General features: G+C 64.7%; 24 protein-coding genes and 1 pseudogene. 15 read left to right on the top strand and 10 right to left on the bottom strand.

All coding sequences use genetic code 11. From position 1 onward, the window contains the following. The first annotated feature begins 47 nt into the window (after positions 1–47). Complete coding sequence (locus tag SPO_RS15160; RefSeq protein ID WP_030003247.1) at positions 48–467, top strand: Hsp20/alpha crystallin family protein; 420 nt, start codon at positions 48–50, stop codon at positions 465–467. A 114-nt stretch (positions 468–581) separates the two neighbouring features. Here the strand turns inward: SPO_RS15160 and SPO_RS15155 are convergent, their stop codons facing one another. The 7 genes from SPO_RS15155 to SPO_RS15125 all read right to left on the bottom strand — a co-directional run bounded on the left by SPO_RS15155 (position 582) and on the right by SPO_RS15125 (position 7830). Continuing rightward, positions 582–1709 (bottom strand): TFIIB-type zinc finger domain-containing protein, encoded by a 1128-nt coding sequence (locus tag SPO_RS15155; protein ID WP_011048686.1) that lies wholly within the window; start codon positions 1707–1709, stop codon positions 582–584. 3 nt (positions 1710–1712) lie between these two features. After that, a complete protein-coding gene (locus SPO_RS15150) occupies positions 1713–2201 on the bottom strand; it encodes a cytochrome b (RefSeq protein ID WP_011048685.1) in 489 nt (162 codons plus the stop codon). Between the two features lie 63 nt (positions 2202–2264). Beyond that, on the bottom strand, positions 2265–3380 hold the full coding sequence (locus SPO_RS15145) for an SPFH domain-containing protein (protein ID WP_011048684.1): 1116 nt from the start codon (positions 3378–3380) through the stop codon (positions 2265–2267). A gap of 27 nt (positions 3381–3407) precedes the next feature. Further along, complete coding sequence (locus tag SPO_RS15140) at positions 3408–4370, bottom strand: DUF2927 domain-containing protein (RefSeq protein WP_011048683.1); 963 nt, start codon at positions 4368–4370, stop codon at positions 3408–3410. A gap of 4 nt (positions 4371–4374) precedes the next feature. Next, the gene (locus SPO_RS15135; protein ID WP_011048682.1) at positions 4375–5565 is read right to left on the bottom strand and encodes a toxic anion resistance protein; all 1191 of its coding nucleotides are present in this window, start codon (positions 5563–5565) and stop codon (positions 4375–4377) included. Between the two features lie 25 nt (positions 5566–5590). Then, entirely contained in the window at positions 5591–6490 is a 900-nt protein-coding gene (locus SPO_RS15130; RefSeq protein ID WP_011048681.1) for a 5-bromo-4-chloroindolyl phosphate hydrolysis family protein, read from the bottom strand. A gap of 176 nt (positions 6491–6666) precedes the next feature. Beyond that, entirely contained in the window at positions 6667–7830 is a 1164-nt protein-coding gene (locus SPO_RS15125; protein ID WP_011048680.1) for a pseudouridine synthase, read from the bottom strand. 61 nt (positions 7831–7891) lie between these two features. On the opposite strand from SPO_RS15125, the gene SPO_RS15120 reads away from it, so the two are divergent. The 5 genes from SPO_RS15120 to SPO_RS15100 all read left to right on the top strand — a co-directional run bounded on the left by SPO_RS15120 (position 7892) and on the right by SPO_RS15100 (position 12274). Continuing rightward, positions 7892–8371 (top strand): nucleoside deaminase, encoded by a 480-nt coding sequence (locus tag SPO_RS15120; protein ID WP_011048679.1) that lies wholly within the window; start codon positions 7892–7894, stop codon positions 8369–8371. 1 nt (position 8372) lies between these two features. Beyond that, positions 8373–8846 carry a tRNA (N6-threonylcarbamoyladenosine(37)-N6)-methyltransferase TrmO gene (gene tsaA / locus SPO_RS15115; RefSeq protein ID WP_011048678.1) on the top strand — a complete coding sequence of 158 codons (474 nt, stop codon included), beginning with the start codon at positions 8373–8375 and terminating at the stop codon, positions 8844–8846. A gap of 69 nt (positions 8847–8915) precedes the next feature. Further along, positions 8916–10670: an AAA family ATPase gene (locus SPO_RS22295; protein WP_051420391.1), complete on the top strand. Its 1755-nt coding sequence runs from the start codon at positions 8916–8918 to the stop codon at positions 10668–10670. Positions 10671–10760: 90 nt separating this feature from the next. Further along, a complete protein-coding gene (locus tag SPO_RS15105; RefSeq protein ID WP_044028617.1) occupies positions 10761–11828 on the top strand; it encodes an agmatine deiminase family protein in 1068 nt (355 codons plus the stop codon). After that, entirely contained in the window at positions 11825–12274 is a 450-nt protein-coding gene (locus SPO_RS15100) for a hypothetical protein (protein ID WP_011048675.1), read from the top strand. Before SPO_RS15105 ends, SPO_RS15100 begins: the two co-directional genes overlap by 4 nt. A gap of 99 nt (positions 12275–12373) precedes the next feature. Here SPO_RS15100 and SPO_RS22290 read toward each other — a convergent pair whose 3' ends face one another. The 3 genes from SPO_RS22290 to SPO_RS15085 all read right to left on the bottom strand — a co-directional run bounded on the left by SPO_RS22290 (position 12374) and on the right by SPO_RS15085 (position 15102). Next, a complete protein-coding gene (locus SPO_RS22290; protein WP_011048674.1) occupies positions 12374–13333 on the bottom strand; it encodes a nuclear transport factor 2 family protein in 960 nt (319 codons plus the stop codon). Continuing rightward, positions 13330–14319: an adenylate/guanylate cyclase domain-containing protein gene (locus tag SPO_RS15090; protein ID WP_011048673.1), complete on the bottom strand. Its 990-nt coding sequence runs from the start codon at positions 14317–14319 to the stop codon at positions 13330–13332. The genes SPO_RS22290 and SPO_RS15090 overlap by 4 nt, the downstream gene beginning before the upstream one ends. Positions 14320–14409: 90 nt before the next feature. Continuing rightward, on the bottom strand, positions 14410–15102 hold the full coding sequence (locus tag SPO_RS15085; RefSeq protein WP_011048672.1) for a metal-dependent hydrolase: 693 nt from the start codon (positions 15100–15102) through the stop codon (positions 14410–14412). 57 nt (positions 15103–15159) lie between these two features. Between SPO_RS15085 and SPO_RS15080 the strand changes: the two genes are divergently transcribed. The 9 genes and pseudogenes from SPO_RS15080 (at position 15160) to SPO_RS15045 (ending at position 23865) form a co-directional block, all read left to right on the top strand. After that, entirely contained in the window at positions 15160–15807 is a 648-nt protein-coding gene (locus tag SPO_RS15080; RefSeq protein ID WP_011048671.1) for a ceramidase domain-containing protein, read from the top strand. 73 nt (positions 15808–15880) lie between these two features. Then, complete coding sequence (locus tag SPO_RS15075) at positions 15881–17167, top strand: FAD-dependent oxidoreductase (protein ID WP_011048670.1); 1287 nt, start codon at positions 15881–15883, stop codon at positions 17165–17167. 450 nt (positions 17168–17617) lie between these two features. After that, a complete protein-coding gene (locus SPO_RS22940; RefSeq protein ID WP_030003246.1) occupies positions 17618–18052 on the top strand; it encodes a hypothetical protein in 435 nt (144 codons plus the stop codon). Between the two features lie 42 nt (positions 18053–18094). Next, a pseudogene (locus tag SPO_RS22600) lies at positions 18095–18855 on the top strand (IS5/IS1182 family transposase). A 575-nt stretch (positions 18856–19430) separates the two neighbouring features. Then, entirely contained in the window at positions 19431–19913 is a 483-nt protein-coding gene (locus tag SPO_RS15065; RefSeq protein WP_011048669.1) for a YHS domain-containing (seleno)protein, read from the top strand. Between the two features lie 115 nt (positions 19914–20028). Continuing rightward, positions 20029–21180, top strand: coding sequence for an MFS transporter (locus SPO_RS15060; protein ID WP_011048668.1), 1152 nt, complete (start codon positions 20029–20031; stop codon positions 21178–21180). 76 nt (positions 21181–21256) lie between these two features. Beyond that, positions 21257–21544, top strand: a complete 288-nt coding sequence (gene gatC, locus SPO_RS15055) for an Asp-tRNA(Asn)/Glu-tRNA(Gln) amidotransferase subunit GatC (RefSeq protein WP_011048667.1) — start codon at positions 21257–21259, stop codon at positions 21542–21544. 3 nt (positions 21545–21547) lie between these two features. Next, positions 21548–23038, top strand: a complete 1491-nt coding sequence (gene gatA / locus SPO_RS15050; protein ID WP_011048666.1) for an Asp-tRNA(Asn)/Glu-tRNA(Gln) amidotransferase subunit GatA — start codon at positions 21548–21550, stop codon at positions 23036–23038. Positions 23039–23073: 35 nt separating this feature from the next. Continuing rightward, the gene (locus SPO_RS15045) at positions 23074–23865 is read left to right on the top strand and encodes a hypothetical protein (protein ID WP_044028613.1); all 792 of its coding nucleotides are present in this window, start codon (positions 23074–23076) and stop codon (positions 23863–23865) included. Positions 23866–23871: the final 6 nt, after the last annotated feature.

Here is a 23871-nt window from a genome sequence, read left to right as displayed (position 1 = left end):
CGGCGGCTGTGTCAGAATCGGCTCAAACCATCAAAGGAGGACTGAGAATGGTTGAAAAATCCGATCACGCGGGCCTCTGGCCCTCGCTCTACGATCCGTTTCGCAATTTCGGCGCGCGGCTGGCGGACTGGCTGAGCCCCGCGACCGAGGCCTCGGGCAATGAGGATGCCTATGACATCGCCATGGAACTGCCGGGCGTGTCCGAGGAGGATATCGAGTTGTCGGTGGAAAACGGTGTTGTGACCATCCGGGGCGAGAAGCGCACCCATGAGAGAAAGAAAGGCGACACCTGGTATTTCTCGGAACGTCAATACGGCGCTTTCCGTCGCTCGTTCCGGCTGCCCGACGATGCCGAGGCTGGCAAGGCCGAGGCAAAGATGAAGGACGGGGTTCTGCATGTCCGCGTGCCCAAACGGGCCAAGGAGGCCTCGGCCGTGGCGCAGAAAATCGCGATCTCGCGCGGTTGACCCTGTTTGCCCGGCCCGCGCGACGCGCGTGGGCCGGTCATTGCGGTGGCGAAGATTTTTCGACGAAAAATCTTCTGCCGCCTGTGGCGACATGGGCGCATTGGAATGAGGGCGTTACTGGTTGAGCGCCATGACGTAACCCACGCCTGCTGCGATCAGGAGGCCGAGGACCACCGCGATGGTGATCTTGATCGCCGACCAGGGGCGTTCGCCCTGCACCCGACCGGTGCGGCCATTGACCACGAACCGGTAGGTGGTGCCGCGGTATTTGTACGCGGCGAGCCACACGGGCAGCAGGATATGCTTGAAGGTCACGTCCGACACCTTGGTGTCGATGGCATGGATGCGCTGTTGGTCGCCACCGATGTCGAAACGCACGTCGCGCTCGATGACGCGGGCCATATGCGCGCGCGCCTCGCCATGCGCCTCGGCCAGTTCGACGGTATAGCCCTCGGCGCGGAAACCCGCCAGATACTCGGGCCGGTAGGGTTCGAGCGCGGCCAGGTCCCAGGGCTCCAGCGCATCGGTATGGGATTTCGGCAGCGACCGTGAGGCCAGCACCAGAACGTCGTCGAAGAACCGCGCCACCCGGCCCGATTTCGGGCTCCAGCGGATCTTGGGTACCTGTTCGGTCACGGTCTTGCCGTCGCGCACCACGGTGCGGGTTTCGTAATAGATGGTGCCGCGCTCTCCCCGGTAGCTGGATTTGGTGTCGGCGTCGAAGGTCCAGTAGGGCACATAGATGCCCTGCATCCGGCGCCCCTTGCGGGCGTAGTCCTTCAATCCGTTAGGCGCGAACCAGAGCCGCCCCAGCCAGTCGGTCATCGCCTTGTGGGCGCTGCGTTCATCCAGCGCAAAGGGCAGAACACCGCGCGGCTTGATGTGGCGGTGGATGCCGGTATCGGTCACCACCGGTGTGGCGCAGAACGGGCATTCGGCGGCATGGGTGTCGGGGTCGAACTCCACCTGCGCCGCGCAGTTGGGGCAGGACAGGACCCGGGTTTCCTCGATCTCGGCCTCGGGCAGATCCTGGGCCATTGCGGCCTCGAAATCCAGCTCGCGCAGGCTGGCGCCCGTCCACGGATCGGCGCGCATGGGTTCGGTATGGCCGCAATGGTCGCAGACCAGCGTGCCTGCGCCCGGGTTGAACCGATAATCGGCGCCGCATTGGGCGCAGGGAAAGCGGTGCTCCTGCACCGGTGCCGGGGCGGCGCCGGGCGGGGGCGGGGGGAGATCGGTCATGCCTTAGCCTTGCGGTCGGGTGATCCGGGTCAAACTGCCATCCTTTTTGACATATTGATGCCAGAGCGCAACCAGCGCGTGGCCCAGCGCCACCAGCATGAGCGCGCTTCCCACTGTCTCGTGCAGTTCGCCCACCGCCTCGGAATGGGCGTTCCAGGCCAATGCGCCCAGCGCAGGGGTCAGTACCATCAGCAGATAGAGCAGGCGATGCCCCCAGGTCGCAGCCTTCTCCATCAATGGGGTGGCGCCGGGCAGCGGGCCCGGGGCGCCCTGAACGCGGCGCACCACGATGCGGATCAACACCGCGACAAAGACCGCGATCCCCAGCCAGACATGCGGCGTATTGCCCTCGAACCCCGAGGCGCCTGTCTCGATCCGGGTCTCAAGCGCACGGCCCATCCCCTCGTGCGTAAGCCAGGCGGCGGCGATCAGGATCGCGACCAGCCAGTGTAGCGCGATCTGGAGACGGGAATAGGCAGGGCGGGCGGGCATTTCAGTGGCTCCTCGGACAGGTCATGCCAGGATGAAACGGCCCGGCTCGCGCATTCCGTCGCCTCAGGCGCCGGGTGGCGGCGGGGGCGGCGGCAGAATGGTGAAGAGCTGCGCCAGCTCACGCACATCCTCGGCCCGTTTCCAGCCGTCCTGGCCGGGGGTCCAGACATAGGTGTCACGGGTGATCTCGCCCTCGGCGGCCATTCGTCCCATCTTGGCCTTGGAGAACGGACCCGAGGTCTGCCCGTCCACCGCCACATGCCAGACATGTTCCACCGGCGGAGGCGGCGGCGCCGCATGCCGCGACGCCGGAGCCGCGCCCCAGGGGCCGGGTTGGGCCATCTGCTGCGCCATCGCCATGCCCATCCCGGCGCCCAGACCGGCGGCCATGCCACCCCCGGCGGGGTTGGTGGCGGCGGCTGTCATCGCCTCGGCCGCGGAATACTGGGTGAACTTGCCCAGATCGCCCGCCAGCCCCATCGAGGTGCGTTTGTCCAGCGCCGCCTCGACCGCGGGCGGCAGGCTGATGTTCTCGATGTAGAACTCGGGCATCTCAAGCCCGTATTCGGTCAGCGGCAGAGCCACCTGCGCCGCGATCAGCTTGCCCAGATCGGCGGTATTGGCGGCCATGTCCAACACCGGAATGCCCGAAGCCGCGATCACGCGGGAGAACTCCTGTACGATGATGTTGCGGATCTGAAAGCTGATCTCGTCCATGGTGAATTCGCCATCGGTGCCAACGATCTCGGACAGGAACCGCGCCGGATCGGTCACCCGCACCGAATAGGTGCCAAAGGCGCGGATGCGGGTCGGTCCGAATTCCGGGTCGCGCAGCATGATCGGGTTCTTGGTGCCCCATTTGAGGTTGTTGAACCGGGTTGTGTTGACGAAATAGATCTCGGATTTGAACGGCGATCTGAAACCGTGGTCCCAGTGGTTCAGCGTGGTCAGGATCGGCATGTTGTTGGTTTCAAGCATGTAGAGACCGGGCGTGAACACATCCGCCAGCTGTCCCTCGTGCACAAAGACCGCCGATTGCCCCTCGCGCACGGTCAGCTTGGCGCCGTACTTGATCTCGTGGCCCTCGCGCTCGAACCGCCAGACCATCGTGTCGCGGGTGTCGTCGGTCCAGTGGATGACGTCGATGAATTGGCCGGACAGGAAATCGAAAATACCCATGTCTTTTGGTCCTCTCTCAGGCGGGGATCAGAGCGACAGCCCCAGTTTCTCCCGCGCGATGATGCGGATCACCGGGCGGGCCTCTTCGGCGCTCGTGCCCGGCGTCAGGCGCGGGTCATAGAGCATGGACAGCAGTTTCTCGTCCTGATCGGTCAGCAGGGCGAATTCGTCATCGTCGTTGAAGATCGAGGGCCGCGCGGCGGGGCTGTCATTGGCCAGCCCCAGCCCCTGAGCCATCTCCTCGTGTACGCAGCTGAGCCGGACGAGGTCGGGATGTTCGGCCCGGATCAGCGCCACCGCCCGCATATAGCCATAGGGCCGGTCGGGATCGGCGGCGGCAAAGACGAAACAGTAGATGTCGCGCGGCAGGTTGACGAACAGGTCAAGCTGTTCGGCGCGGATACCGGGCACCAGCCGCCGCAGACGTTCCTGCACAAAGGGGCCGTCATCCAACCCGGCCACGAAGACATGGAAATTGGCGCCCCGAGAGACTGCCGAGATCTGGTGACCGGTGAGCCGGCCCAGACGGTCGGCGTAATTCTCGACCGCGCCCTTGTCCTTGGCGCGCTGTTCCAGCGGCACCGAGGGGCCGAATTCCACCCCGACCCGCACCGAGCCGGGCCAGCGGCTGAGAAATCCCTGCGAGCGCCCACCCGTGGGCAGACCGGCGCCGCTGTCGTATTCGTTATAGAAGGCGATATTGATGAAGTTGCGTTCCAGATCCTCGGCATCATAGGGCGTGTCGGGGCCTCCCCCGTCGGTGCGCAGCAGGCCACGGGTCAGCAGATCGTTCTGTACCGCCGCATAATAGCGGGCCAGATCGGCGCTGGCGGCAGAGCGCGGCGTGACCTGATCGCCCGCTGGGGCCAGGCCCGCCGGGCGCGACGGTGGCACCGGCGAGCTTTTGGGCGGCATGTCACAGCCCGCCAGCAGCGCAAGCGCCGCAAATGCGGCGGCGCAGGCTGTGGCTATGCGTCGGCCTGTCCTCACCCGATCAGCCCGGAACCGCGGTGCCGGCATTGTAACCGATGCCATCGGCGCGGGCGCGGGCGGCGGCCAGCGTGTCGCGCAACTCGGCCTCCATCTTCTTGAGCTCTTCTTCGGCGGCGGCGCGTTTGGCCTTGCCCTCGTCGGCGATCTGCAGGCTTTCCTGGATGGTGCCGATCAGGTCGGCATTGGCCTTTTTCACCGCCTCGATGTCGAACACGCCGCGCTCCATCTCTTGGCGGATCAGCTTGTTGCTCTCGCGCAGGTTGGCGGCGTTCGAGGTCAGCAACTCGTTGGTCAGGTCGTTGGCGTCGCGCACGGCGGCGGCGGCCTCGGCGCTGCGCTGGATGGTGACCGCCTGCGCCAGCTGGGTTTCCCAGAGCGGCACGGTGTTGACCAGGGTCGAGTTGATCTTGGTCACCAGCGACTTGTCGTTTTCCTGTACCAGCCGGATCGAGGGCAGAGACTGCATGGTCACCTGGCGGGTCAGTTTCAGGTCATGCACCCGGCGTTCCAGATCGTCGCGGGCGGCGCGCAGGTCGCGCAGCTCCTGAGCCTTGATCACCTGTTCGCCCTCGGGTGCGGCATCGACGGCGGCGGCCAGCGCCGGGATGTCCTGACTGTCCAGCTCGGTCAGCTTCTCTTCGCCCGCCGCGATATAAAGCGCCAGCTCGTCGTAGAACCGCAACGTCTTTTCATAGAGCAGGTCAAGCGATTTGATGTCCTTGAGCAGCGTGTGCTCGTGGCCCAGCAGGGTGTCGGTGATCTTGTCAATCTGGCCCTGCACCTGCTCGAAGCGAGCGGTGAACTTGGCAAACGGCGCGGCGCGACCCAGCAGCCGTTCCCACCAGCTGCGTTCGCGGCGCACGTCCAGCTCGCTGACGGAAAAGCCGCGGATGGTGGTGACGATGTTGCGCAGGCTGTCGCCTGCGGGGCCGACATCCTTGTTGCGGACATCGGCCAGCATGGCCTGGCTGATTTCCTGCAACTCGGCCTGCGCGCCCGAGCCGAAGCGGACGATCGAGTTGGTGTCGCCCATGTCGATCTCGCCCATGCGGCGGCGGATCTCGGCGCTGGCCGGCGCGTCGGCCTCGGCCAGCGGCACAACTTCGGCGCGCGGTTCGGGCAGGATGACGGCGGTCACTTCCTCGACCAGGCCGACCGCCTCGGCCGCTTTTTTCTGAATGCTGTCGGACATGGGGGTTCCTTTCGGGTTGGGCCGGTCAGTCGAGCCGGACGCCTTCGCGCTGCAAGCGGTCGCGCAGCACGTCGATTTCAACGGTCAGATCGCTGCGGTCATCCAGCAGCATCTTGCGGGTGCGGGCGGCAAAGTTCTGCTCCAGATCGTCGAGCAGGGCCAGGTAATCGGCCCGCGCACCACCGTCGCGGGTGCGGGCATGGATATCGGCGAATTTCACCGTCGCATCGCGGGCACCGCGCAGGTAGACGGTGAGGTATTTGCGGGCGCCGGTCAGATCGCGCGGATCCTCTTCGACCGTGCGAAACAGTTCGCGCGCGGTGGTCTGGAACCGTTCGACCCGGGCGTCGAGCTGGCGGTCGCCCGCGCGGCGGATCGCGTCGGACATCTCACCCAGCATGTTCTCGGCCTCGCCCACGGCGCGGGCGACCCGGTCCTGTTGAAAGGTATCGACCCCCTCCATCCCCTTGTCGCGCATCGGATCGGCCCCAAAGGCCAGAAGATGCAGCGCCGAGGCCGCGATGCCGAAAAGGATACCGGCCAGGATCGAGGCATCGCCCGCCATCATCCCGGATTTGTAGACTGCTAGCGCGGTGCCCAGCCCGGTCAGCGCGGTGGCGAACAGCTTGCGCGGGATCGCCGGGCGGCGGGCGACCCGACGCGCGTGATAGGCGGCCTCGGCCCTCAGCCCCTCGCGCAGCAGAAGCGCCGCGCCGGTCCATAGACCGGCGGCGCCTAGCCCCAGCACCAGCCCGATGGCGCCATCGTTCAGCGAGGTAAAGACCAGCGGGATCGCGGGCACGAACATCGCATTGGCCCGGGCGCCTGCCGGATCGACGCGGGCGCCGTCGAACTGGCCGCGCGGGGCTGGTTCGCTCTGCTGTTCTGTCTCGGGGCTGAATTTGCCGCCATAACGCCGCGCCATCGGGTCAGAGCCCTCCCAGCCAGCCGGTGCTCACGCCGAAGAGCAGCACGAGAAGCGCGGCAAAGGCCAGTTTCTGGACACCGGTCTGTGACATTGCCTTCCCCTCTGAGTTGCGGTTGCGGCGAATCTAGGCGATGCGGCGCGGGCTTGCTAGGGGGAAGGTTGCCGTCTGCGGCTCAGGAACGCGGTTTGCCGCCACCCGGGCGCCGGGACGGTTTGTCGCCCGGTTTTGCGGCAGGCCGCTCGCCCGGAGCCGCATTGCGCCGGCCCGTGCCCGGCTTTGCAGGCCCGCCCGCGCGCGGGCCGCTGCCGCGCGGTTTGCCCGGTCCGTCGGCGCGTGCGCGTGCCGGCCCGTCGGTACGGGCTTTCACGGGGTCACCCGAGCGGGTCCTGGGCGGGGCGCCGGAGCGCTGCTTGGCAGGGTCGCCTGAGCGGGACTTGGCGGGGGCACCGCTGCGCGGCTTGCTGGCTGCGTCGCTGCGGCCCGCAGCGGCTCCGCCGGGCCGCGCCTTTGCCGTTGTACCGCCGCGCGGAGTCGCTGGCGCAGACGCGCCGGGTTTGCGCTTGCGCTCGGGGCGGGCGGGGCGTTCGTCGGTGGGTTGATCCTCGCCATCCAGTCCCAACTGGTCTCGCAGCACCCGGCGGCGCACTTCCTCGACCTTGCCGGGCGCAAGCGTGCCCAGCTGGAACGGACCGTATGAGATCCGGATCAGCCGGTTCACGATGAAACCGATATCCTCGATGGCGCGGCGGATTTCGCGGTTCTTGCCCTCGCGCAGGCCGACCGTCAGCCAGGCATTGGCGCCCTGCTGGCGGTCGATCGAGACGATCATCGGCTGGAACCGTTCGCCCTCGATCACCAGACCCTGGCGCAGCGGTGCAAAATCCTCGTCCTTGGGCGTGCCCTTGATCCGCACCCGATACCGGCGCAGCCAGCCGGTCGAGGGCAGTTCCAGCTGCCGCTTGACGGCGCCGTCATTGGTCAGCAGCAAGAGCCCCTCGGAGTTGAGGTCGAGGCGGCCCACGCTCATCACCCTTGGCATGTCCTCGGGAAGGTCGTCGAAAATGGTCTTGCGTCCCTTTTCGTCACGCGCCGTGGTCACCAGGCCGCTGGGCTTGTGATACAGCCACAGCCGCGCCGGTTCGGCATCGGCCAATGGCGCGCCGTCGACCGTCACGCGGTCGCGCTCGGTCACGTTCAGCGCTGGGCTGTCGATCACCTTGCCGTTGACCGCGACGCGGCCGGCCTCGATCATACGTTCGGCCTCGCGGCGCGAGGCGACGCCCGCACGCGACAGGATCTTGGCGATGCGCTCGCCGGGGGGAGGGGTGTTGCTCATCCCCGCGCAATAGACCATTTGCCGCGCTTGCGGAAGATGGATGATCGGGGCAGGGTCGGGCATGGTTTTCAGATCGCACATGGATCAGGCGCTGGCAGAGGCGCGCGCGGCGGGCGCGCGCGGCGAGGTGCCGGTGGGCGCGGTGATCGTGGCGCCCGACGGGCGCGTGGTGGCCGCCGCCGGCAACCGCACGCGCGAGACCTGCGACCCCACCGCGCATGCCGAGATCGTGGCCCTGCGCGCGGCCTGTGCAGCCGCCGGGTCCGAGCGGCTGGTGGGGCATGACCTCTATGTGACGCTGGAACCCTGCGCCATGTGCGCGGCGGCACTGGCTGCGGCGCGCATCCGGCGGGTCTATTACGGCGCGGCGGATCCGAAGTCGGGCGGGGTGGCGCATGGGGCGCGGGTGTTTTCACACCCGCAGGCCCATCACGCGCCCGAGGTCTATGACGGTATCGGCGGCGAGGCGGCGGCGGAGCTGCTGCGCGGGTTTTTTGCGGAACGGCGGGACACAGGCAATCGCAACGGGGGAGAGAGCTGAGATGGAATTCAGGTTTCGCGAGGGCGAAGAGGTGGTGGACCTGCCCGACGGCACCGACGCGGGCGTCTACTTCATCGGCCGTATCCGCACCCCCTGGAGCGACCGCAAGGACTGCCCCCGGCAGGGGCGCGAGGACGGGCCGAAATGCCGGATCGAGCTGGATGCGCGCTGGGCGTCCGCACTGCACGGAGTGGCGGACTATACCTGGCTCGACGTGCTCTATTGGCTCGACAAAGGGCGGCGCGATCTGGTCATCCAGAACCCCAAGAGCGACGGCAAGCTCTTTGGCACTTTCGCCCTGCGCTCGCCGCAGCGGCCCAATCCGATCGGCCTGTCGCGGGTGCGGCTGGAGCGGGTGGAGGGCACCACGCTGGTGGTGCGCGGCCTCGATTGCCTGGACGGCACGCCGCTGATCGACATCAAGCCCAACCGTTGCGAGTTCACGCCCAAGGCGCCGCCCAAACCCGGAGTCTGAGGCCTTGCCCTCTTTTCAACCTGCGGTTTATCGGGTTCACTGCCGGCCCGGGTAGGGCAGGGGGTGATAGTGGTACAGGTGTTTCTGGATGCGGTGGCAATCCGCTTCTATCGCGGCATCGGCGCAGAGTTGCAGAGCATCGGCCCGTTTTCCGCGATCAACTTCTTTGTCGGCGCCAACAACGCGGGCAAGTCCATCGTGCTGAACTTCATCCACGACCGCCTGCCGTTCTGCGAGGGCAAGTCGCAGCGGCTGGAGCCGAACTCACCCGAGGTACATCGCGGATCGGGCGAAGAGGGCGAGTTCGTCGCGGCGGTGGGTGTGCCGAAAGAGCGGTTTCTGGAGGCGGTCTGGGAGAGGTTTCCGCAGGCGCAGATGCATGTGCATGAATTTAAGGGAAAAGTCTCCGCGATATTTGACGAGCTGTCTGTCGGCGAGTGCGTTTGGTTTCGTTCTGGTCCTCAAATAGGAGACAGAGAGTACCATCCGCAGCCCGACATTGAAGCCTTGTCCAAGCTTTTTCCGGATAGAGAATGGAACGCTTTGTGGCGAAGTGTTCAAAGCTCCTCTGGTGGAGGCCTAATAAACCATTGGATTCCGCAGAGTCTGGACATACTCAACAGATGTTCAGTTCTCTCTTTCCCCACTACGCAGAAGATCGAGGCAAAGCGCGGTATCGGCCGGGCTGACGAAGCTTTCAACGGGCGCGGCGACGGGCTGATCTTCGAACTGGCCCGCCTTCAGGAGCCTGGGTTCAACGAGGATGAAAAGCGGGACCTGTTCGAACAGATCAACGCCTTTCTGCAAGAGGCGACCGGCAAACCGGGTGCGCGCATTCGAATCCCGCATGACCAGTCGCAGGTTCTGGTCGAGATGGATGGCAAGGTCCTGCCGCTCGACAGTCTGGGCACCGGCATTCACGAGGTGGTTCTGATCGCTTCGTTCTGTACCATCCACCAGGACCAGATCATCTGCATGGAAGAGCCGGAGATTCACCTGCATCCATTGTTGCAGCGCAAGCTGGTGGAATATCTGCGCGACCATACCGACAACCAGTATTTCATCGCCACTCATTCGGGGGCCTTTATCGACACGCCCGGTGCCGCGATCTTTCATGTGGAAAATGACGGGCAGCAGACGCTTGTGCGCCCGGCGCTGGTGCGGCAGGACAAGTGGCGGCTGCTCGACGATCTGGGCCTGCATGCCTCGGACCTGTTGCAGGCCAATATGGTGATCTGGGTCGAGGGGCCCTCGGACCGCATCTACCTCAACCACTGGATCGCGGCGGTGGACCCGGACCTGCGCGAGGGGATCCATTATTCGATCCTGTTCTATGGCGGCGGGCTGGTGTCGCATCTGGCGGCGGGAGCGGAGGAGGACGGGATACAGGACCTGATTGACCTGCGCCGGATGAACCGCAACATGGCCATCGTGATGGACAGCGACCGGGCCGGGCCTCGGGCGCGACTGAAAGGGACGCCCGAGCGGATCAAGCGGGAGTTGACCGACGACTGGGGCATGGTCTGGGTCACCAGGGGGCGCGAGATCGAGAATTATGTCGATCACGCGGCTTTGCAGGCGGCATTGAAAACCCTGCACCCCCGGATCTATGACCGTCCCGCCGAGGGTGGCGCTTTTGACCACGCCTTTTACTTCCTTCGCAGGGACGGCGAGGTTCATCAGGCCGCCAACAAGGTCGGCGCCGCGCGGCTGGTTTGCGAAGGCGCAGCCAAGCTCGATATCCTTGACCTGCAGGACCGGTTGTCCGAGCTTTCAGGGCGAATTCGGATGGCGAACGGATTGCCCGCGCGCGCCACGGGATGAGGGATAGCCAACCCTTGCCGGGAAAGTTTTGCTTGGGGTTTGCCGGAAAGCAACGCTACTCAGGTGGTGGAAGTTGTCAGAGGCAAGGCCATGCAAAGAAGAGATATCCTGCGGGCAGGGGGCGCGTTTGGGCTGATGGGGATGGCAGGACAGGCAAGTGCCGGTGAAGCCGGTTTTCATGTTCCACCGGAAGAGGCGCGTCATGACCGCACCTTCATGCAATGGCCGGTCAACCGACGGGTGCATCCCGATCCGGTCTTTCTGGACATGGCGCAGCAGACCATCGCCGATATCGCCAATGCAATTGCCGAGTTCGAGCCTGTCACGCTGCTGGCCGCTGCCGAGGATCACGCGCGCGCGCGCAGGAAACTGTCGGACAAGGTCACGCTGTGGGACATCCCGACCGAGGACCTGTGGTGCCGCGATGCCGGGCCGCTGTTTGCACGGGACGGGCGGGGTGGGCTGGCAGTCAGCCATATCCAGTTCAACGGCTGGGGCCGCAAGCAGGTGCACCGCCGTGACGCGCGTGTTGCCGAGCAGGTGGCGCAACGCCTGGGCCTGCCACTGCTGCCTGCCGGGTTGCGTGGCGAGGCGGGCGGGGTCGAGCAGGACGGCCATGGTCTTCTGATGGCGCATGAAAGCTCGTGGGTGAACGACAACCGCAATCCCGGCCTGTCGCGGGCCGAGATCGAAGCGCGGCTTTTGCGCGCCTATGGGGCGCAGCGGATGATCTGGTCGCCGGGCGTCTGGGGCGAGGATATCACCGATTACCATATCGACAGCCTGGCCCGGTTCACCGGGCCGGGGCGGGTGCTGATAAACCTGCCCGACGATCCCGACATGGACGACCCGTTCCATCTGGCGGCGCTGGATACCCATGACGCGCTGGTGGCGGCGGGCCTGATGGTCGAGGTCATTCCCGAACCCCACCGGCGGCGGGTCAAGAGCGTGGATTTCGTGGCCTCTTATGCCAATTACTATGTCTGCAATGGCGCGGTGATCGCGGCCCAGTTCGGCGATGCCGAGACCGACCGCATCGCCGCCCGGGCGCTGGCGCGGCACTATCCGGGGCGCGAGATCGTCACGCTGAACGTCGATCCGCTGGGCGAGATGGGCGGCGGCATCCATTGCGCCACCCAGCAGATGCCCGCCACATGAGCTGGCTTTCGCGACACGCGGCCTCGATCGAGGCACTGGCGGCCATGGCCACCGCCGCGCTGGCGCTGGCGGCGCTGATCGGGATCAAGATCCAGCTGGACGAGGCCGACCGCCTGCAACGCCAGCAATCCGCGCGCGAGGCGTTCCGTGCCCATCTGGCGCTGGCCGCAACGCTGCCCGAATTTGCGGCGCCGGCAGATGAGTGCGCGTTGCTCCACTCGAACCGGGGCGGTGCCTACGCCGCCTTTGTCGACCATCTGCTCTATTCCGCCGAACAGATGTTGAGTGTCAGCGAAGGCTGGGAAACGTCCTTTCTGGCGCTTTTCGAACCACACCGGACCTATCTCTGCTCTGAAGATGCGCAGGGGGGTGAAACCGAGGAAACCGCCGCCCTGATGGCGCGGTTCCGGGCCTCGGCCTGTGCCGAGGTGCCCGCCTGTCACTGAGCAGGGGCTGGCGGTTCCGACCCTGTCGGTGTTGCCGACTCGATCATCAGGCGGGTGGCGTCGGATGGCCGGGTGTTTCCGGGTTGGGCAAAGGCGCGCTTATTCGTCGACCGCCAGGCGAAAGACCGCATGCTCGCCCTCGAACCCTTTGAGGAAAAGCGAAACAGGCTCTGCGAGAGCGTCGCCCGGGGCGCCGCCGGCAATCAGATGCAGGGCCTCTGAAATCAGGATCTCGCCGGGACCGGCAGCGGCGGCGATGCGGGCGGCCTTGTTGACCACGGTGCCGAAGAAATCACCGCGGTTCTCCACCACTTCTCCGGTATGCAAGCCGATGCGCAGGGCAAGGGCGGCGTCGGGTGATCCGGTTGCCGCCCTGATCGCCCGGGCCGCCCGCAGGGCGCCGGTGGCGGACTGGAACGAAGACATGGTGCCGTCGCCCAGCGATTTGACCAGTGTGCCGCCGTGATCGGTGACGATGGTTTCGATGCGGCGGAAATGGGCATCGAGCAGGCGCACCCAGTCGGTATCGCCCATGGCTGCGGCCTGGGCGGAACTGTCGACGATATCGGTGAACATGATGGTGGCGAGCCCGCCGGTGGCGAAGCTGTGCGAACCGGCCTCGGCCGCCGCGATCAGGCGTTGAAAGGCGGTGTGCTCGATCCCCAACTTGTCGCGGTTCGAGTCGGCCTGCGAGATATGGTGCTGCACCATCTTCCAGCTGCCGCGTTCCAGCACGAACACAAAGGTCACCCGGTGGGTGCCCTGGCTGCCGGTGCCGGGAAAGGTGTAGTGGCTCTGATAGGTGGCCCAGCCGGTTTCGCCATGCTCGTAGGCTTCGATCTCTATGTCTTCCTCGATGAAGTCGGGGACCTCGGCCAGGTGATCGGCGATGCCATCGCGCACCAGTTGCCCGCGCCAAAGCTCGCCATCGGCGGTGCCGATATAGACCAGCGCATCGGATTGCGACAGGTAATGCGGCAGATCGGCCACCTTGTGACTGCGGATCAGCGTGGTCCAGCGGCGCACGATGGCCTCGATCTCGGGCGAGCGCTGGATCATGCCTTCCACTCCAGCCGATGGACCCGGTGCAGGCCGTCGAAGCCCTTGAGCGATATGTCTGCTGGCGGGTGAATGATCAGGCCCTCCACCGCACCGGCCAGGTCGCGGGTATCGCCCGAAATCACGATCTCGCCCGGTGCCGCGACGGCGGCGATGCGGGCGGCCTTGTTGACCACGGTGCCAAAGAAATCCTCGCGGGTCTGGATCACCTCGCCGGTATGAATGCCGATCCGCAGCGCGATGGCGGGGCCGTCCGAGGCCTCGGTCGCGCGCAAAATGGCCTGCGCCGCGCGCAACCCCTGCTCTGGTGACGGGAAGCTCGACATGGTGCCGTCGCCCAGCGATTTGACGAATTGTCCGCCCCGCGCCTCGATGATCTCGCGCAAGCTGTTGAAATGGCGGGCCACCTCGGAGGACCACAGCCGGTCGCCCATGGCCGAGGCGAGGCGCGAGGAATTGACGATGTCGGTGAACATGACCGAGGCAAAGCCCTCGCGCTGATCCAGCGAGAACCCCTGTTTTGCGGCGGCGACCAGATCGGCGATGGCTGTCTGTGCGGCACCGGTGAAATCCATGTTCGGGATCGGGACCGACCCATGGCGATGCACGATCTTCCACGCGCCGTCCTCGAGCGTGAAGATCAGGGTCGAGCGGACCTGGAACACCCGGTCGGGCTGTCGCGCGAAAACTATTTCGTGGCACAGGCACGCCCAGCCGGTTCCGTTGTGCTCGTAAGCCTCGGCGAAGACCTCTTCATGTCTGAGGAACTCGGGAATCTCCCCGAAGAAATCTCCGATCCCCTCGCGTACCGAAGAGCCGGCCCATATCTCGTCCTCTCCGGTTCCGACGAAAAGCAGGTGTTCCTTTTCGGTCATCATGTTGCGCAGGTCGTTTGGCCGCCTGTTGGGGATCGCGTCGATCCAGCGCCGGGCAAAGGCCAGCAACTCGGGAGAGGGCGTGACAGCGCTCATCCAAGTCTCGCCCATCGCTTTGAGCCGCCCCCTTGGTCAAAGACCCATCGCGGCCCTTCGCACAGGGGCACCGTCCTGGATATGACGGGCGGGGCGGCCAAGATGTCAGACCTCGATCGCCTGCATCACCTGCGGCTCGATCACCTCGACGCCGGGCAACCCGTCGATCAGGGCCTGGGCCGATTGCTCCAGGATCGGGAAGCTGCGGTAATGGCAGGGGATCACCGTCTTGAAGTTGAAATAGCGTTTTGCGGCATAGGCCGCGCCCTGCATGTCCATGGTGAAATGGCCCCCGGCGCTGAGGATGCCGATATCGGGCTTATAGTAATCCCCCATCCAGTCCATGTCGGCCATGATGCCGGTATCGCCCGACAGATAGACCACATGCCCCTCGGCTGCGATCATGTAACCCACTTCAGAGCCACCGCTGCGAAGCCCGTCCGGCGTGGTGAAGGTGGAGCTGTGCGAGGCCGGCACCATCGATACCCGCACCCCGTTCAGGGTCACCGTGCCGCCCTTGTTGAACCCCACGGTCTCGATCTCTTCGGCCTCGCTCCAATAGCCCATCAGGTCGTATTGGCCCACCACCGGCACTTTGAGCAGGCGCGCCAGCGGCAGCACATCGACCACATGGTCGAAATGGGTATGGGTCAGCAGGATATGGGTGGCGCCGATGACGGCGGCGTCGTGCTGATCCTCGGGCAGGGTCGGGTTGCCATTGAGCCAGGGATCGACCAGCAGCACCGCCTCGCCGCTTTCGATCCGGAAACTGCCATGTCCCAGCCAGATGATCTTCATCTATCATTCTCCCTGATATGTCTTGGTTTCACCCTAGCACTCGCTAGATGAAAATCCATGGATTGGTTGCGCGAAATCGACGGCTATTGCGAACGGCTGGGGCCGGGATACTGGGCCGAGCCGGTCAATGCGGTGACCAACCTTGCCTTTGTGCTGGCTGCCGCGGTGATGTGGCGGCGCACCCGGGGGCTGCGGGACAGGACCGAGACAGCGTTGATCGCCGTGCTGGCGCTGATCGGTCTGGGCAGTTTCCTGTTTCACACCCATGCGCAGGTATGGGCGGCGATCGCCGACGTACTGCCCATCGCGGCTTTTGTTCTGATCTATATCCACGCGATCAACCGGGCAGGATGGCGGCTGCGCCCGCTGCCGGCGCTATTGCTGACAGGCGGGTTCTTTCCCTATGCGGCGGCGACGGTGCCGCTGTTCGGGCTGGTACCGGAGCTTGGCGGTTCGGCGGCCTATGCGCCGATCCCGCTGTTGATCCTGATCTATGCCGCGCTGTTGAACCGCAGGGCCCCCGCGCTGGCCCGCGGTCTGGCGCTGGGCGCGGGGATCCTCATCGTCTCGATCACCTTCCGGGCGCTGGACAGCCCGCTGTGCAACAGTTGGCCGATTGGAACCCATTTCCTGTGGCATCTGCTGAACGCGCTGATGCTGGGCTGGATGATCGAGGTCTATCACCGCCACCGATCAGGGCTTTGACCTTGTCGCGCGCGGGATTGACGGGGCCTGTTCAGGCCGCCGATATGAGCGGTGACGGCAGGGAGAGACGGCAATGGGCGATCTGACGGCGGATGTTCTGGTGATCGGCGGCGGCACCGCGGGCTTTGGCGCGGCAGTGGCGGCGGGGCGTCTGGGGCTCGATGTGGTGCTCTTGGAAGCGGGGACCAAGGTGGGCGGCGTCATGGCCTTTTGCCCCGGCATGCCCTGGGGCGCGGCCTATCCGCAGGATGAAAGCATCGGCGGGCTGATGCAGGAGCTGACCGACCGGCTGATGGGGATGGACCCGCCGATGGCCGAGAAACGCCCCTGCACGCTGGAGAATTTCGGCCCGGAGATTCAATACGACCACGACGCCGCCACCACGATGATGTTCGAGATGCTGGAAGAGGCGGGCGTGCGGGTGTTTCTGGGCGCGGTGGCTTTTGCGCCGGTGATGGAGGGCAACCGCATCGCCGCCGTCGAATTCTTCGACCGGCGCTGCCCCCAGCGGATCGCGGCCAAGATCGTGATCGACTGTTCCGGCGATGGCGACATCTCGGCCAAGGCGGGGGTGCCCTTCACGCTTGGCGACGGGCAGGGCAACATGATGGCGGTGACCCTGTCCTTTTTCATGGAGGGCGCGGACTGGGACCGGGTGTTTGCCGAGAACGATCCCTATTTCCGCCGCTACGCCGCCAAGGGGATCGCCGAGGGGCGGCTGCATCCGCATCTGGCACAGCTCTACCTGATGAAGGGGTTTCACCCTGGCACGGTCTTTTGCAACTCGGTCGCCATTCGCGGGGTGGATGGCACCGACCCCGCCGATGTCACCCGTGCCACGCAAGAGGGGCGGCGGCGCTGCCTGCAACTGGCGCAGTTCCTGCGCGCGGATGTGCCCGGGTTCGAGGCCGCGCATATGTCGCAACTGGGCCCCACCGTGGGCGTGCGCGAGACCCGCAAGCTGGAAGGGATGTACAAGGTCACCGGCGCCGATCTGGCGGCGGGCACCAAGTTTGCAGACGGGATCGTCGCCTGTGACAACCCGATCGACGACGTGATGCGGACCTCGGACCAGATGACCCATGACGCCATGGTCGAGCGCGGCGGCTATTACACCATCCCGTTCCGGTCGCTGTTGCCGAAAGCGGTTGCGAACCTGATGTTCGCCGGCCGCATCCTGTCGGCTGACCTGGTGGCCTTTGCCTCGGTCCGGGGGATGCCGCAATGCATGGCGATGGGACAAGCCACCGGAACAGCGGCGCACCTGGCGATTCGTGACGGCGCGCCGGTGCAGCAGGTGGATAGGGCCGAGCTGGTGAAGCTGTTGTCAGAGCAGGGGGTTTCGCGTCTGTTGAGTTGAGTTCCTTTGTGGGTGGCGGTTTGCGCATCCGTGCATCCGAGCTGTATCAACCATCCAAAAATCTACGAATTCATGGGCCAATCGGAGCGATTTTGAACGATTGCGTGATCTGATCGAACGTGCGGACATTCACGGGGCCGGTCCCGTGGTGCAGGTTCCTGAACCGTCTCAAACGCCGCATTGCAGGGAGCGAGACGTCAATCGAAAGGATCGCGCCCCCAAACCGCGTGCGCAGAACACGATATCCCAGATAAAGGCGGCTTCGCAGCTGTGTCTTGAGCACTCAAGACGGGTCAAAATCGCCAGGAAGCCTGGCAAAGGATCTTGCCGCTACGTCATGAACGTAGCCTCTGCAAACATCACAACCGTTGTGGTTGAAAACAATTGCGAAATCCGCCAGCTTCACCCAGCACCAAGTTGCCTGGGTAGTATCAACTTAAGGGATCAAACATGACCACACACGCCAAAGCGCAAAGCTCTTTTTTCAAACCAATTCTCACTTTGATGGCATTCGCTTTTCTGACAGCATGCGCGACCTCTGAAACTGTCGAAAAAAGCGGGTCACAGGCCGGGGTGAGCCAGGTCTTTGATGCCCCAATTTCAAAAGTGGTTTCCTCGGCGGAAACCGTTCTCGAAAAGCAAGGATTGAATATTACAAAATCAACTGTTGCTCAAAATGAAGCCGTAATCATTTTTTCGAAACCCGTGAGCGCGTTTAGCTGGGGTGAAGTTGGGAAGCTGACATTTACCAGCGTGGCTCCGGACAAAACACAGGCGTTCATCACGACGCAACGTCGTGGTACGCTAAATGTTACGGCAAAAAGTGAAGCGGCATTTGCCCGCGAAATATTTGGGGGAATTCAATCCGATCTTTCGGGTTCCTAGGTTCAGGATGCATTGATTTCCCGAGCGCGACTGAAACCCTGATTGCCGAAGTCGCACAATATGGCTGGCGTCGATGATGCGCGTGTTTTGAGTGGGATATCTTCATCAACCGCAATGGGTTAGGGGTGCGGTGCCCTGAAGCCCAAGGCCCGGCCAAGTGAAGTCAGCGGCCGGGCCAAAGCCATTTGCAACCGTTGTCAGCGCTAGGAGCGATAACGGGGGCTGCGACTGGATCATCGTGGGTCTGGCCGCCGAGGACGCTGAGCAGGTGGCAGTCATGATTGACGCGACCTATCTGAAAGCGCATCGCGTGGTTTCCAGCCCGCGGGCAAAAGAAGGGATGCGGGCGTTTGATCGGGCGTCCCAAGGGCGGATTGAACACCAAGCTGAATGCCGTCAAGGACGCGAAAGGCCAGCCTTTGCTGTTTTTCATGACGGCTGGCCAGGTGAGCGACTGCACCGGTGGTGCGGCCCTGATTGGCAGTTTGGCCGACGCCGAATGCCTGATCGCTGTCCGGGGTTATGATGCGATTGGGCCCGGGATGCGTGAAAAGACAAGGGATACGCTCCAGTAATCTCGGCCCTAAGTCCCGAGGCAAAACCGTTCACTACGAAAAGTGCCGTTTCAAACGCCGAAACCGCAACTCTGGTGACATTGCTGTTCAATACATTGCCGAGCAATGTTCAAGATCATGTTCGGCCCTCTGAGAGACTGGCGCCGCGTCGCGACCCGATACGACAGGAGCGTCACGACCTTTCTGGCCGCCGTCGTCCTCGCCACAACCGTCATCTTCTGGCTTTGAAAATCAATGCGTCTGGAGCCTAGGAAAATGCCGTGCTTAATCCGATCCACGAGACACGGAATGATCGTGAAATGATGCCCTGCGTTTGAGGCAAAGATGGGAGTGCAGACGGGTAGACCTGATCCGTAAGTGTCACACAAGCAGGTCGTTGCGGTTGTCGGCGAAGGGTATGGTCATCGAAAAGCTGCGCGGCATTTCCGGGTGTCTCCAGATGCACGCCTGATCTGGTCAGGTTACAGCGCGAAACGGGGCTGCTGAGGGCGCATCTGGCCTTACACGACGGTGCGCCGGTGCAGCAGGTGGATCCGCCGAGCTGGAGAGGCTGCTGTCAGAGCAGGCACGCGCGTCAGGCCCTTTGATGGTGGGGTGAGTAAAAATCCAGCTGATGTCGTATTTTTTGAACTTTCCATGCTTCATTGTCCAATTAAATTAATTATTCGTTCATCTGTTTGAACGATCTGTCATGATGCTTGAACGTCTGAACATTCACGGCAGAGGCCTCGTGATGCAGTTTCCTGACACACCCGCCAATCAAGTGGCCGGGCGTTATCAGTCAACCAAAAGGAAACCAAACTATGTCTCGCATGATCACCTTTACCGCAGCCGCCCTGTCGACCCTGCTCGCCTTCGGCCCTGCCATGGCCGCCGACGAAATCAACGTGGTGCCCGGCCTGACCGCCGCTGGCGCGCCGCTGGGCCTGCATGGTTCGGACCCGGTCGCACTGCTCGACAAGGGCAAGAACCGCGAAGGCAGCGCCGCGCATACCGCCGTGCATGACGGCGTGGCTTACTACTTTGCCTCCGAGAAGAACCTCAAGGCGTTCCAGGCCAACCCCGATCACTACTCCGTGCAGAACGGCGGCTTCTGCACCTTTGGCGTCTCGGTGGGCAAGAAGTTCGACGGCGACCCGAACTATGCCGCAGTGGTCGATGGCAAGCTCTATGTCTTCCTGAACGAAGAGATCTACAAGATGTTCGAGAAGGACAAGGCCGGCACCATCTCCAAAGCGGCGGCCAACTGGACCAAGATCGAGCACACGGCGGCCAAGGATCTCTGATCCCGTCGCCTGACTGGGTGGCCCGCGCGCTTGTTCGCGCGGGCCTTTTCGTTTTCGGGCGCTTGACCTGATCGGCCCGGGTCCGTCATCTGCCTGTACGCACAGGGAGTGGACGATGACGGTGGTGATGAGTGACGGGGCGCGCCGCGCCGGGATCGCGGGCGCGATTGCCTGCACCACCATTTTCGCGCTGACGGTCGGCCTCAGCTTTCCGCTGCTGTCGCTGGTGCTGGAGCATCAAGGCATCAGCGAGGCCGCCATCGGGATCAACGCGGCGATGACGCCGCTGGGGATCGTGCTGGCCTCGCCCTTCTATCCGCGTCTGATCGAACGCTTCGGCAGCTGGCAGGTCGCCATCGGCTCGCTGCTGCTGTCGGCGTTGCTGATCCTGTCGATGGGGCTGACGCGGTCCTTTGGTGCCTTTCTGGTGCTGCGTCTGATGCTGGGTATGGCCGATGTGGGCATCTTCATCGTGTCGGAGACCTGGATCAACCAGCTGGCCCGCCCCGAGACGCGTGGCCGGGTGGTGGGCATCTATGCCACCGCGCTGTCGGTGGGCTTTGGTGCCGGGCCCTTCACGCTGGCGCTGATCGGGTTCCAGGGATTCGCGCCGTTTGCCGTTGGCGCGGTCTGCTGTTTTCTGGCCATCGGCGTGGTGCTGGCGGTGCGCGCCTATGCGCCGGATGTCTCGGGCGAGACGCCGGTCTCGCCGCTGGGCTTCCTGCGCCGGGCGCCCACCCTGCTGGCGGCGATCTGCGTCTATGCCTTCTGGGAGGGCGCGATGCTGTCGCTGTTTCCGGTCTTTGGTCTGGCGGCGGGTTTGACGGTGGCGGTGGCGACCTCGGCCCTGTCGGTGGCGTTTCTGGGCAATACGGCCTTGCAGGTACCCATCGGATGGTTGTCGGACCGTACCTCGCGCCGTCAGGTGATGGTGCTTTGTGCACTGCTGACCGCGCTGGGCGCGGTGCTGTTGCCGGGATTGCCCGACCGGTTGCCGCTGTTTCTGGGCGTTCTGTTTGTCTTTGGCGCCACGGCGGGGGGTATCTATACCATGGCGATGTCGGAACTGGGTGACCGGTTCACGGGCAGCGACCTGGTGGCAGGGAACGCCGCATTCGCCATCGCCTTTGGTGTGGGCGGCATGCTGGGTGGCCCGATCACTGGTGCTGCGATGCAGTTCATGGGCAATGGCGGCTTTGCCGGGGGGGTGGCGCTGATTTTCGTGGCAATGGCGGCGCTGGCGCATCTGCGCCGGCGACGTGGTTGACCGCGAGCGCTCCGCTGCCCTTGCGACCGCGCCCATGGGGCGGTAAATGCGGGTCTGACGCAGATGAGGGAAACCGATGTCGATTGACCAAAGCACCGCCGCCAAAGTGGCCAAGCTGGCCCGGATCAAGGTGGAACAGGACGCGCTGCCGGCTCTGGCCGCTGAATTCAACACCATCCTCGGGTTCATCGAGCAGCTGAACGAGGTGAATGTTGACGGCGTCGAGCCGATGGTCTCGGTCACGCCGATGCGGCTGAAGCGCCGCACCGACGGGGTGAGCGACGGCAATCAGCAGGCCAAGGTCCTGTCCAACGCGCCCGACGCGCGCGAGGGGTTTTTCGCGGTTCCCAAGGTGGTGGAGTAAGACATGAGCGATCTCAACACGCTGACGCTGGCCCAGGCGCGCGATGCGCTGCGCAAGGGCGAGACCACCTCGGTCGCGCTGACCGAGGCCTGCCTTGCCGCCATCGAGGGGGCAGGGGCGCTCAACGCCTTTGTCCACAAGACCCCCGAGCTTGCTCTGGAGCGCGCGAAAGCCGCCGATGAGCGCCTGCAAGGGCGCGAAGAGGCGCCCAAGATGTGCGGCCTGCCCATCGGCATCAAGGACCTGTTCTGCACCAAGGGCGTGCCGAGTCAGGCGGCCAGCCGAATCCTTGAAGGGTTCAAGCCGGAATACGAATCCACCGTCAGCCAGCAACTGGCCGACGCGGGCGCCGTCATGCTGGGCAAGCTCAACATGGACGAGTTCGCCATGGGGAGCAGCAACGAGACCTCGTGTTATGGCAATGCGGTCAACCCCTGGCGCCGTGGCAATGACGACGCGGCGCTGACGCCGGGTGGTTCCTCGGGCGGCTCGGCTGCCGCCGTGGCCGCCGATCTGTGTCTGGCCGCCACCGGCACCGATACCGGCGGCTCGATCCGCCAGCCTGCCGCCTTTGTCGGCATCACCGGCATCAAGCCGACCTATGGCCGCTGCTCGCGCTGGGGCATCGTTGCCTTTGCCAGCTCGCTGGATCAGGCCGGGCCGATGACCAAGGATGTGCGCGACGCTGCCATCATGCTCGAGGCGATGTGCGGCCACGACCCCAAGGATTCGACCAGCGCCGAGCTGGCCGTGCCCGATTTCGAGGCGATGCTGACCGGCGATATCCGCGGCAAGGTGATCGGCATTCCGCGTGAATACCGCATGGACGGCATGCCCGAAGAGATCGAGGCGCTGTGGCAGCAGGGCACCGAGATGCTGCGCGCCGCCGGGGCCGAGATCCGCGACATCAGCCTGCCGCACACCAAATACGCGCTGCCCACCTATTACGTGATCGCGCCGGCCGAGGCCTCTTCGAACCTGGCCCGCTATGACGGAGTGCGCTATGGCCACCGCGCCAAGCTGGCACAGGGTGACGGCATCACCGAGATGTACGAAAAAACCCGCGCCGAAGGGTTCGGGCATGAGGTGCAGCGCCGGGTCATGGTCGGCACCTATGTGCTGTCGGCGGGCTTCTATGACGCCTATTACAACCGCGCCCGCAAGGTACGCAGCCTGATCAAGAAGGACTTCGAGGATGTCTTCGCCGCCGGTGTGGACGCGATCCTGACACCCGCCACCCCCTCGGCCGCCTTTGGCCTGGGCGAGATGACCGATGCCGATCCGGTGCAGATGTACCTCAACGACGTGTTCACCGTCACCGTGAACCTCGCTGGCCTGCCCGGCGTGTCGGTGCCCGCCGGGCTAGACAAGCAGGGGCTGCCCTTGGGCCTGCAACTGATCGGGCGTCCATGGGAAGAGGGCGATCTGCTGAATACGGCCTATGCGCTGGAACAGGCCGCGGGCTTTGTGGCCAAGCCCTCAAAATGGTGGTAAACCTGTCGGCAAAGCAAAAGAGCAGGACGGCAACAATGCGCGTATTCTATCTTGTCCCCGTGATCGGGGTGCTTGCGGCCTGTGATCCGGCGATCCCGGATTCGGCGGCCGGGGTCGGTTTCAACACGCCCGAATACCAGGCTCAGCGCGAGGCGGTGCTTCAGGGCCAGACGGTGACCGGCGATCCGCTGATCCCGCCCTCGGCGGTGTCCAGCGAGGGTCTGCCCCCGCTTGACCCCTCGACCGCCGCACCCACTGCCACGGCGCCGCTCCAGGCCCCAACCCAGACCGCAGCCTATGTCCCGCAGCCCGGTGACACATCGGACGATATCGCGCGGGAAACGGCCGCGGCGCTGGCCGCCGCCAACGGCAATTCCGGCGTTGCCCCGGTCGAGGCCAGCCCCTCGAACCCGGCGCCTGCGCTGGTCAGCAATCCCGGCATCTCGGACGAGCAGGATTTCCAGGCCGTCGCCAGCCGCGAGTCGATCCAGAGCGATGCCGAGCGCATCGCCCAGAATCGTGCCTCCTATCAGGTGGTGGCCCCCACCGCATTGCCCCAGCGTGATACGGACGGGTCGCCCAACGTGGTGCAATACGCGCTTTCGACCAGCCATCCCAAGGGCACCCAGATCTATAGCCGCGCGGGCTTCAACCTGGCCGCCAAGGCACAGCGCAATTGCGCCGCCTTCGCCTCGCCCGATCAGGCCCAGATCGAGTTCCTGTCCAATGGCGGCCCCCAGCGTGACCGCAAGGGGCTGGATCCCGATGGTGACGGCTATGCCTGCGGCTGGGACCCGGCGCCGTTCCGCCGCGCGGTACAGAACTGACGCCTG

It is taken from the genome of Ruegeria pomeroyi DSS-3, assembly GCF_000011965.2.
GTDB classification, from domain to species: domain Bacteria; phylum Pseudomonadota; class Alphaproteobacteria; order Rhodobacterales; family Rhodobacteraceae; genus Ruegeria_B; species Ruegeria_B pomeroyi.
Note: the sequence above shows the minus strand (reverse complement) of the source record. Positions and strands in the feature narration are given on the sequence as shown.

What these genes read in the sequence shown, in the direction of transcription:
- SPO_RS15160 (WP_030003247.1), top strand. Translation starts at nt 48, where the DNA reads ATGGTTGAAAAATCCGATCACGCGGGCCTCTGGCCCTCGCTCTACGAT.
- SPO_RS15155 (WP_011048686.1), bottom strand. Translation starts at nt 1,709, where the DNA reads ATGACCGATCTCCCCCCGCCCCCGCCCGGCGCCGCCCCGGCACCGGTG.
- SPO_RS15150 (WP_011048685.1), bottom strand. Translation starts at nt 2,201, where the DNA reads ATGCCCGCCCGCCCTGCCTATTCCCGTCTCCAGATCGCGCTACACTGG.
- SPO_RS15145 (WP_011048684.1), bottom strand. Translation starts at nt 3,380, where the DNA reads ATGGGTATTTTCGATTTCCTGTCCGGCCAATTCATCGACGTCATCCAC.
- SPO_RS15135 (WP_011048682.1), bottom strand. Translation starts at nt 5,565, where the DNA reads ATGTCCGACAGCATTCAGAAAAAAGCGGCCGAGGCGGTCGGCCTGGTC.
- SPO_RS15130 (WP_011048681.1), bottom strand. Translation starts at nt 6,490, where the DNA reads ATGGCGCGGCGTTATGGCGGCAAATTCAGCCCCGAGACAGAACAGCAG.
- SPO_RS15125 (WP_011048680.1), bottom strand. Translation starts at nt 7,830, where the DNA reads ATGAGCAACACCCCTCCCCCCGGCGAGCGCATCGCCAAGATCCTGTCG.
- SPO_RS15120 (WP_011048679.1), top strand. Translation starts at nt 7,892, where the DNA reads ATGGTTTTCAGATCGCACATGGATCAGGCGCTGGCAGAGGCGCGCGCG.
- tsaA (WP_011048678.1), top strand. Translation starts at nt 8,373, where the DNA reads ATGGAATTCAGGTTTCGCGAGGGCGAAGAGGTGGTGGACCTGCCCGAC.
- SPO_RS15105 (WP_044028617.1), top strand. Translation starts at nt 10,761, where the DNA reads ATGCAAAGAAGAGATATCCTGCGGGCAGGGGGCGCGTTTGGGCTGATG.
- SPO_RS15100 (WP_011048675.1), top strand. Translation starts at nt 11,825, where the DNA reads ATGAGCTGGCTTTCGCGACACGCGGCCTCGATCGAGGCACTGGCGGCC.
- SPO_RS22290 (WP_011048674.1), bottom strand. Translation starts at nt 13,333, where the DNA reads ATGATCCAGCGCTCGCCCGAGATCGAGGCCATCGTGCGCCGCTGGACC.
- SPO_RS15090 (WP_011048673.1), bottom strand. Translation starts at nt 14,319, where the DNA reads ATGGGCGAGACTTGGATGAGCGCTGTCACGCCCTCTCCCGAGTTGCTG.
- SPO_RS15085 (WP_011048672.1), bottom strand. Translation starts at nt 15,102, where the DNA reads ATGAAGATCATCTGGCTGGGACATGGCAGTTTCCGGATCGAAAGCGGC.
- SPO_RS15080 (WP_011048671.1), top strand. Translation starts at nt 15,160, where the DNA reads ATGGATTGGTTGCGCGAAATCGACGGCTATTGCGAACGGCTGGGGCCG.
- SPO_RS15075 (WP_011048670.1), top strand. Translation starts at nt 15,881, where the DNA reads ATGGGCGATCTGACGGCGGATGTTCTGGTGATCGGCGGCGGCACCGCG.
- SPO_RS22940 (WP_030003246.1), top strand. Translation starts at nt 17,618, where the DNA reads ATGACCACACACGCCAAAGCGCAAAGCTCTTTTTTCAAACCAATTCTC.
- SPO_RS15065 (WP_011048669.1), top strand. Translation starts at nt 19,431, where the DNA reads ATGTCTCGCATGATCACCTTTACCGCAGCCGCCCTGTCGACCCTGCTC.
- SPO_RS15060 (WP_011048668.1), top strand. Translation starts at nt 20,029, where the DNA reads ATGACGGTGGTGATGAGTGACGGGGCGCGCCGCGCCGGGATCGCGGGC.
- gatC (WP_011048667.1), top strand. Translation starts at nt 21,257, where the DNA reads ATGTCGATTGACCAAAGCACCGCCGCCAAAGTGGCCAAGCTGGCCCGG.
- gatA (WP_011048666.1), top strand. Translation starts at nt 21,548, where the DNA reads ATGAGCGATCTCAACACGCTGACGCTGGCCCAGGCGCGCGATGCGCTG.
- SPO_RS15045 (WP_044028613.1), top strand. Translation starts at nt 23,074, where the DNA reads ATGCGCGTATTCTATCTTGTCCCCGTGATCGGGGTGCTTGCGGCCTGT.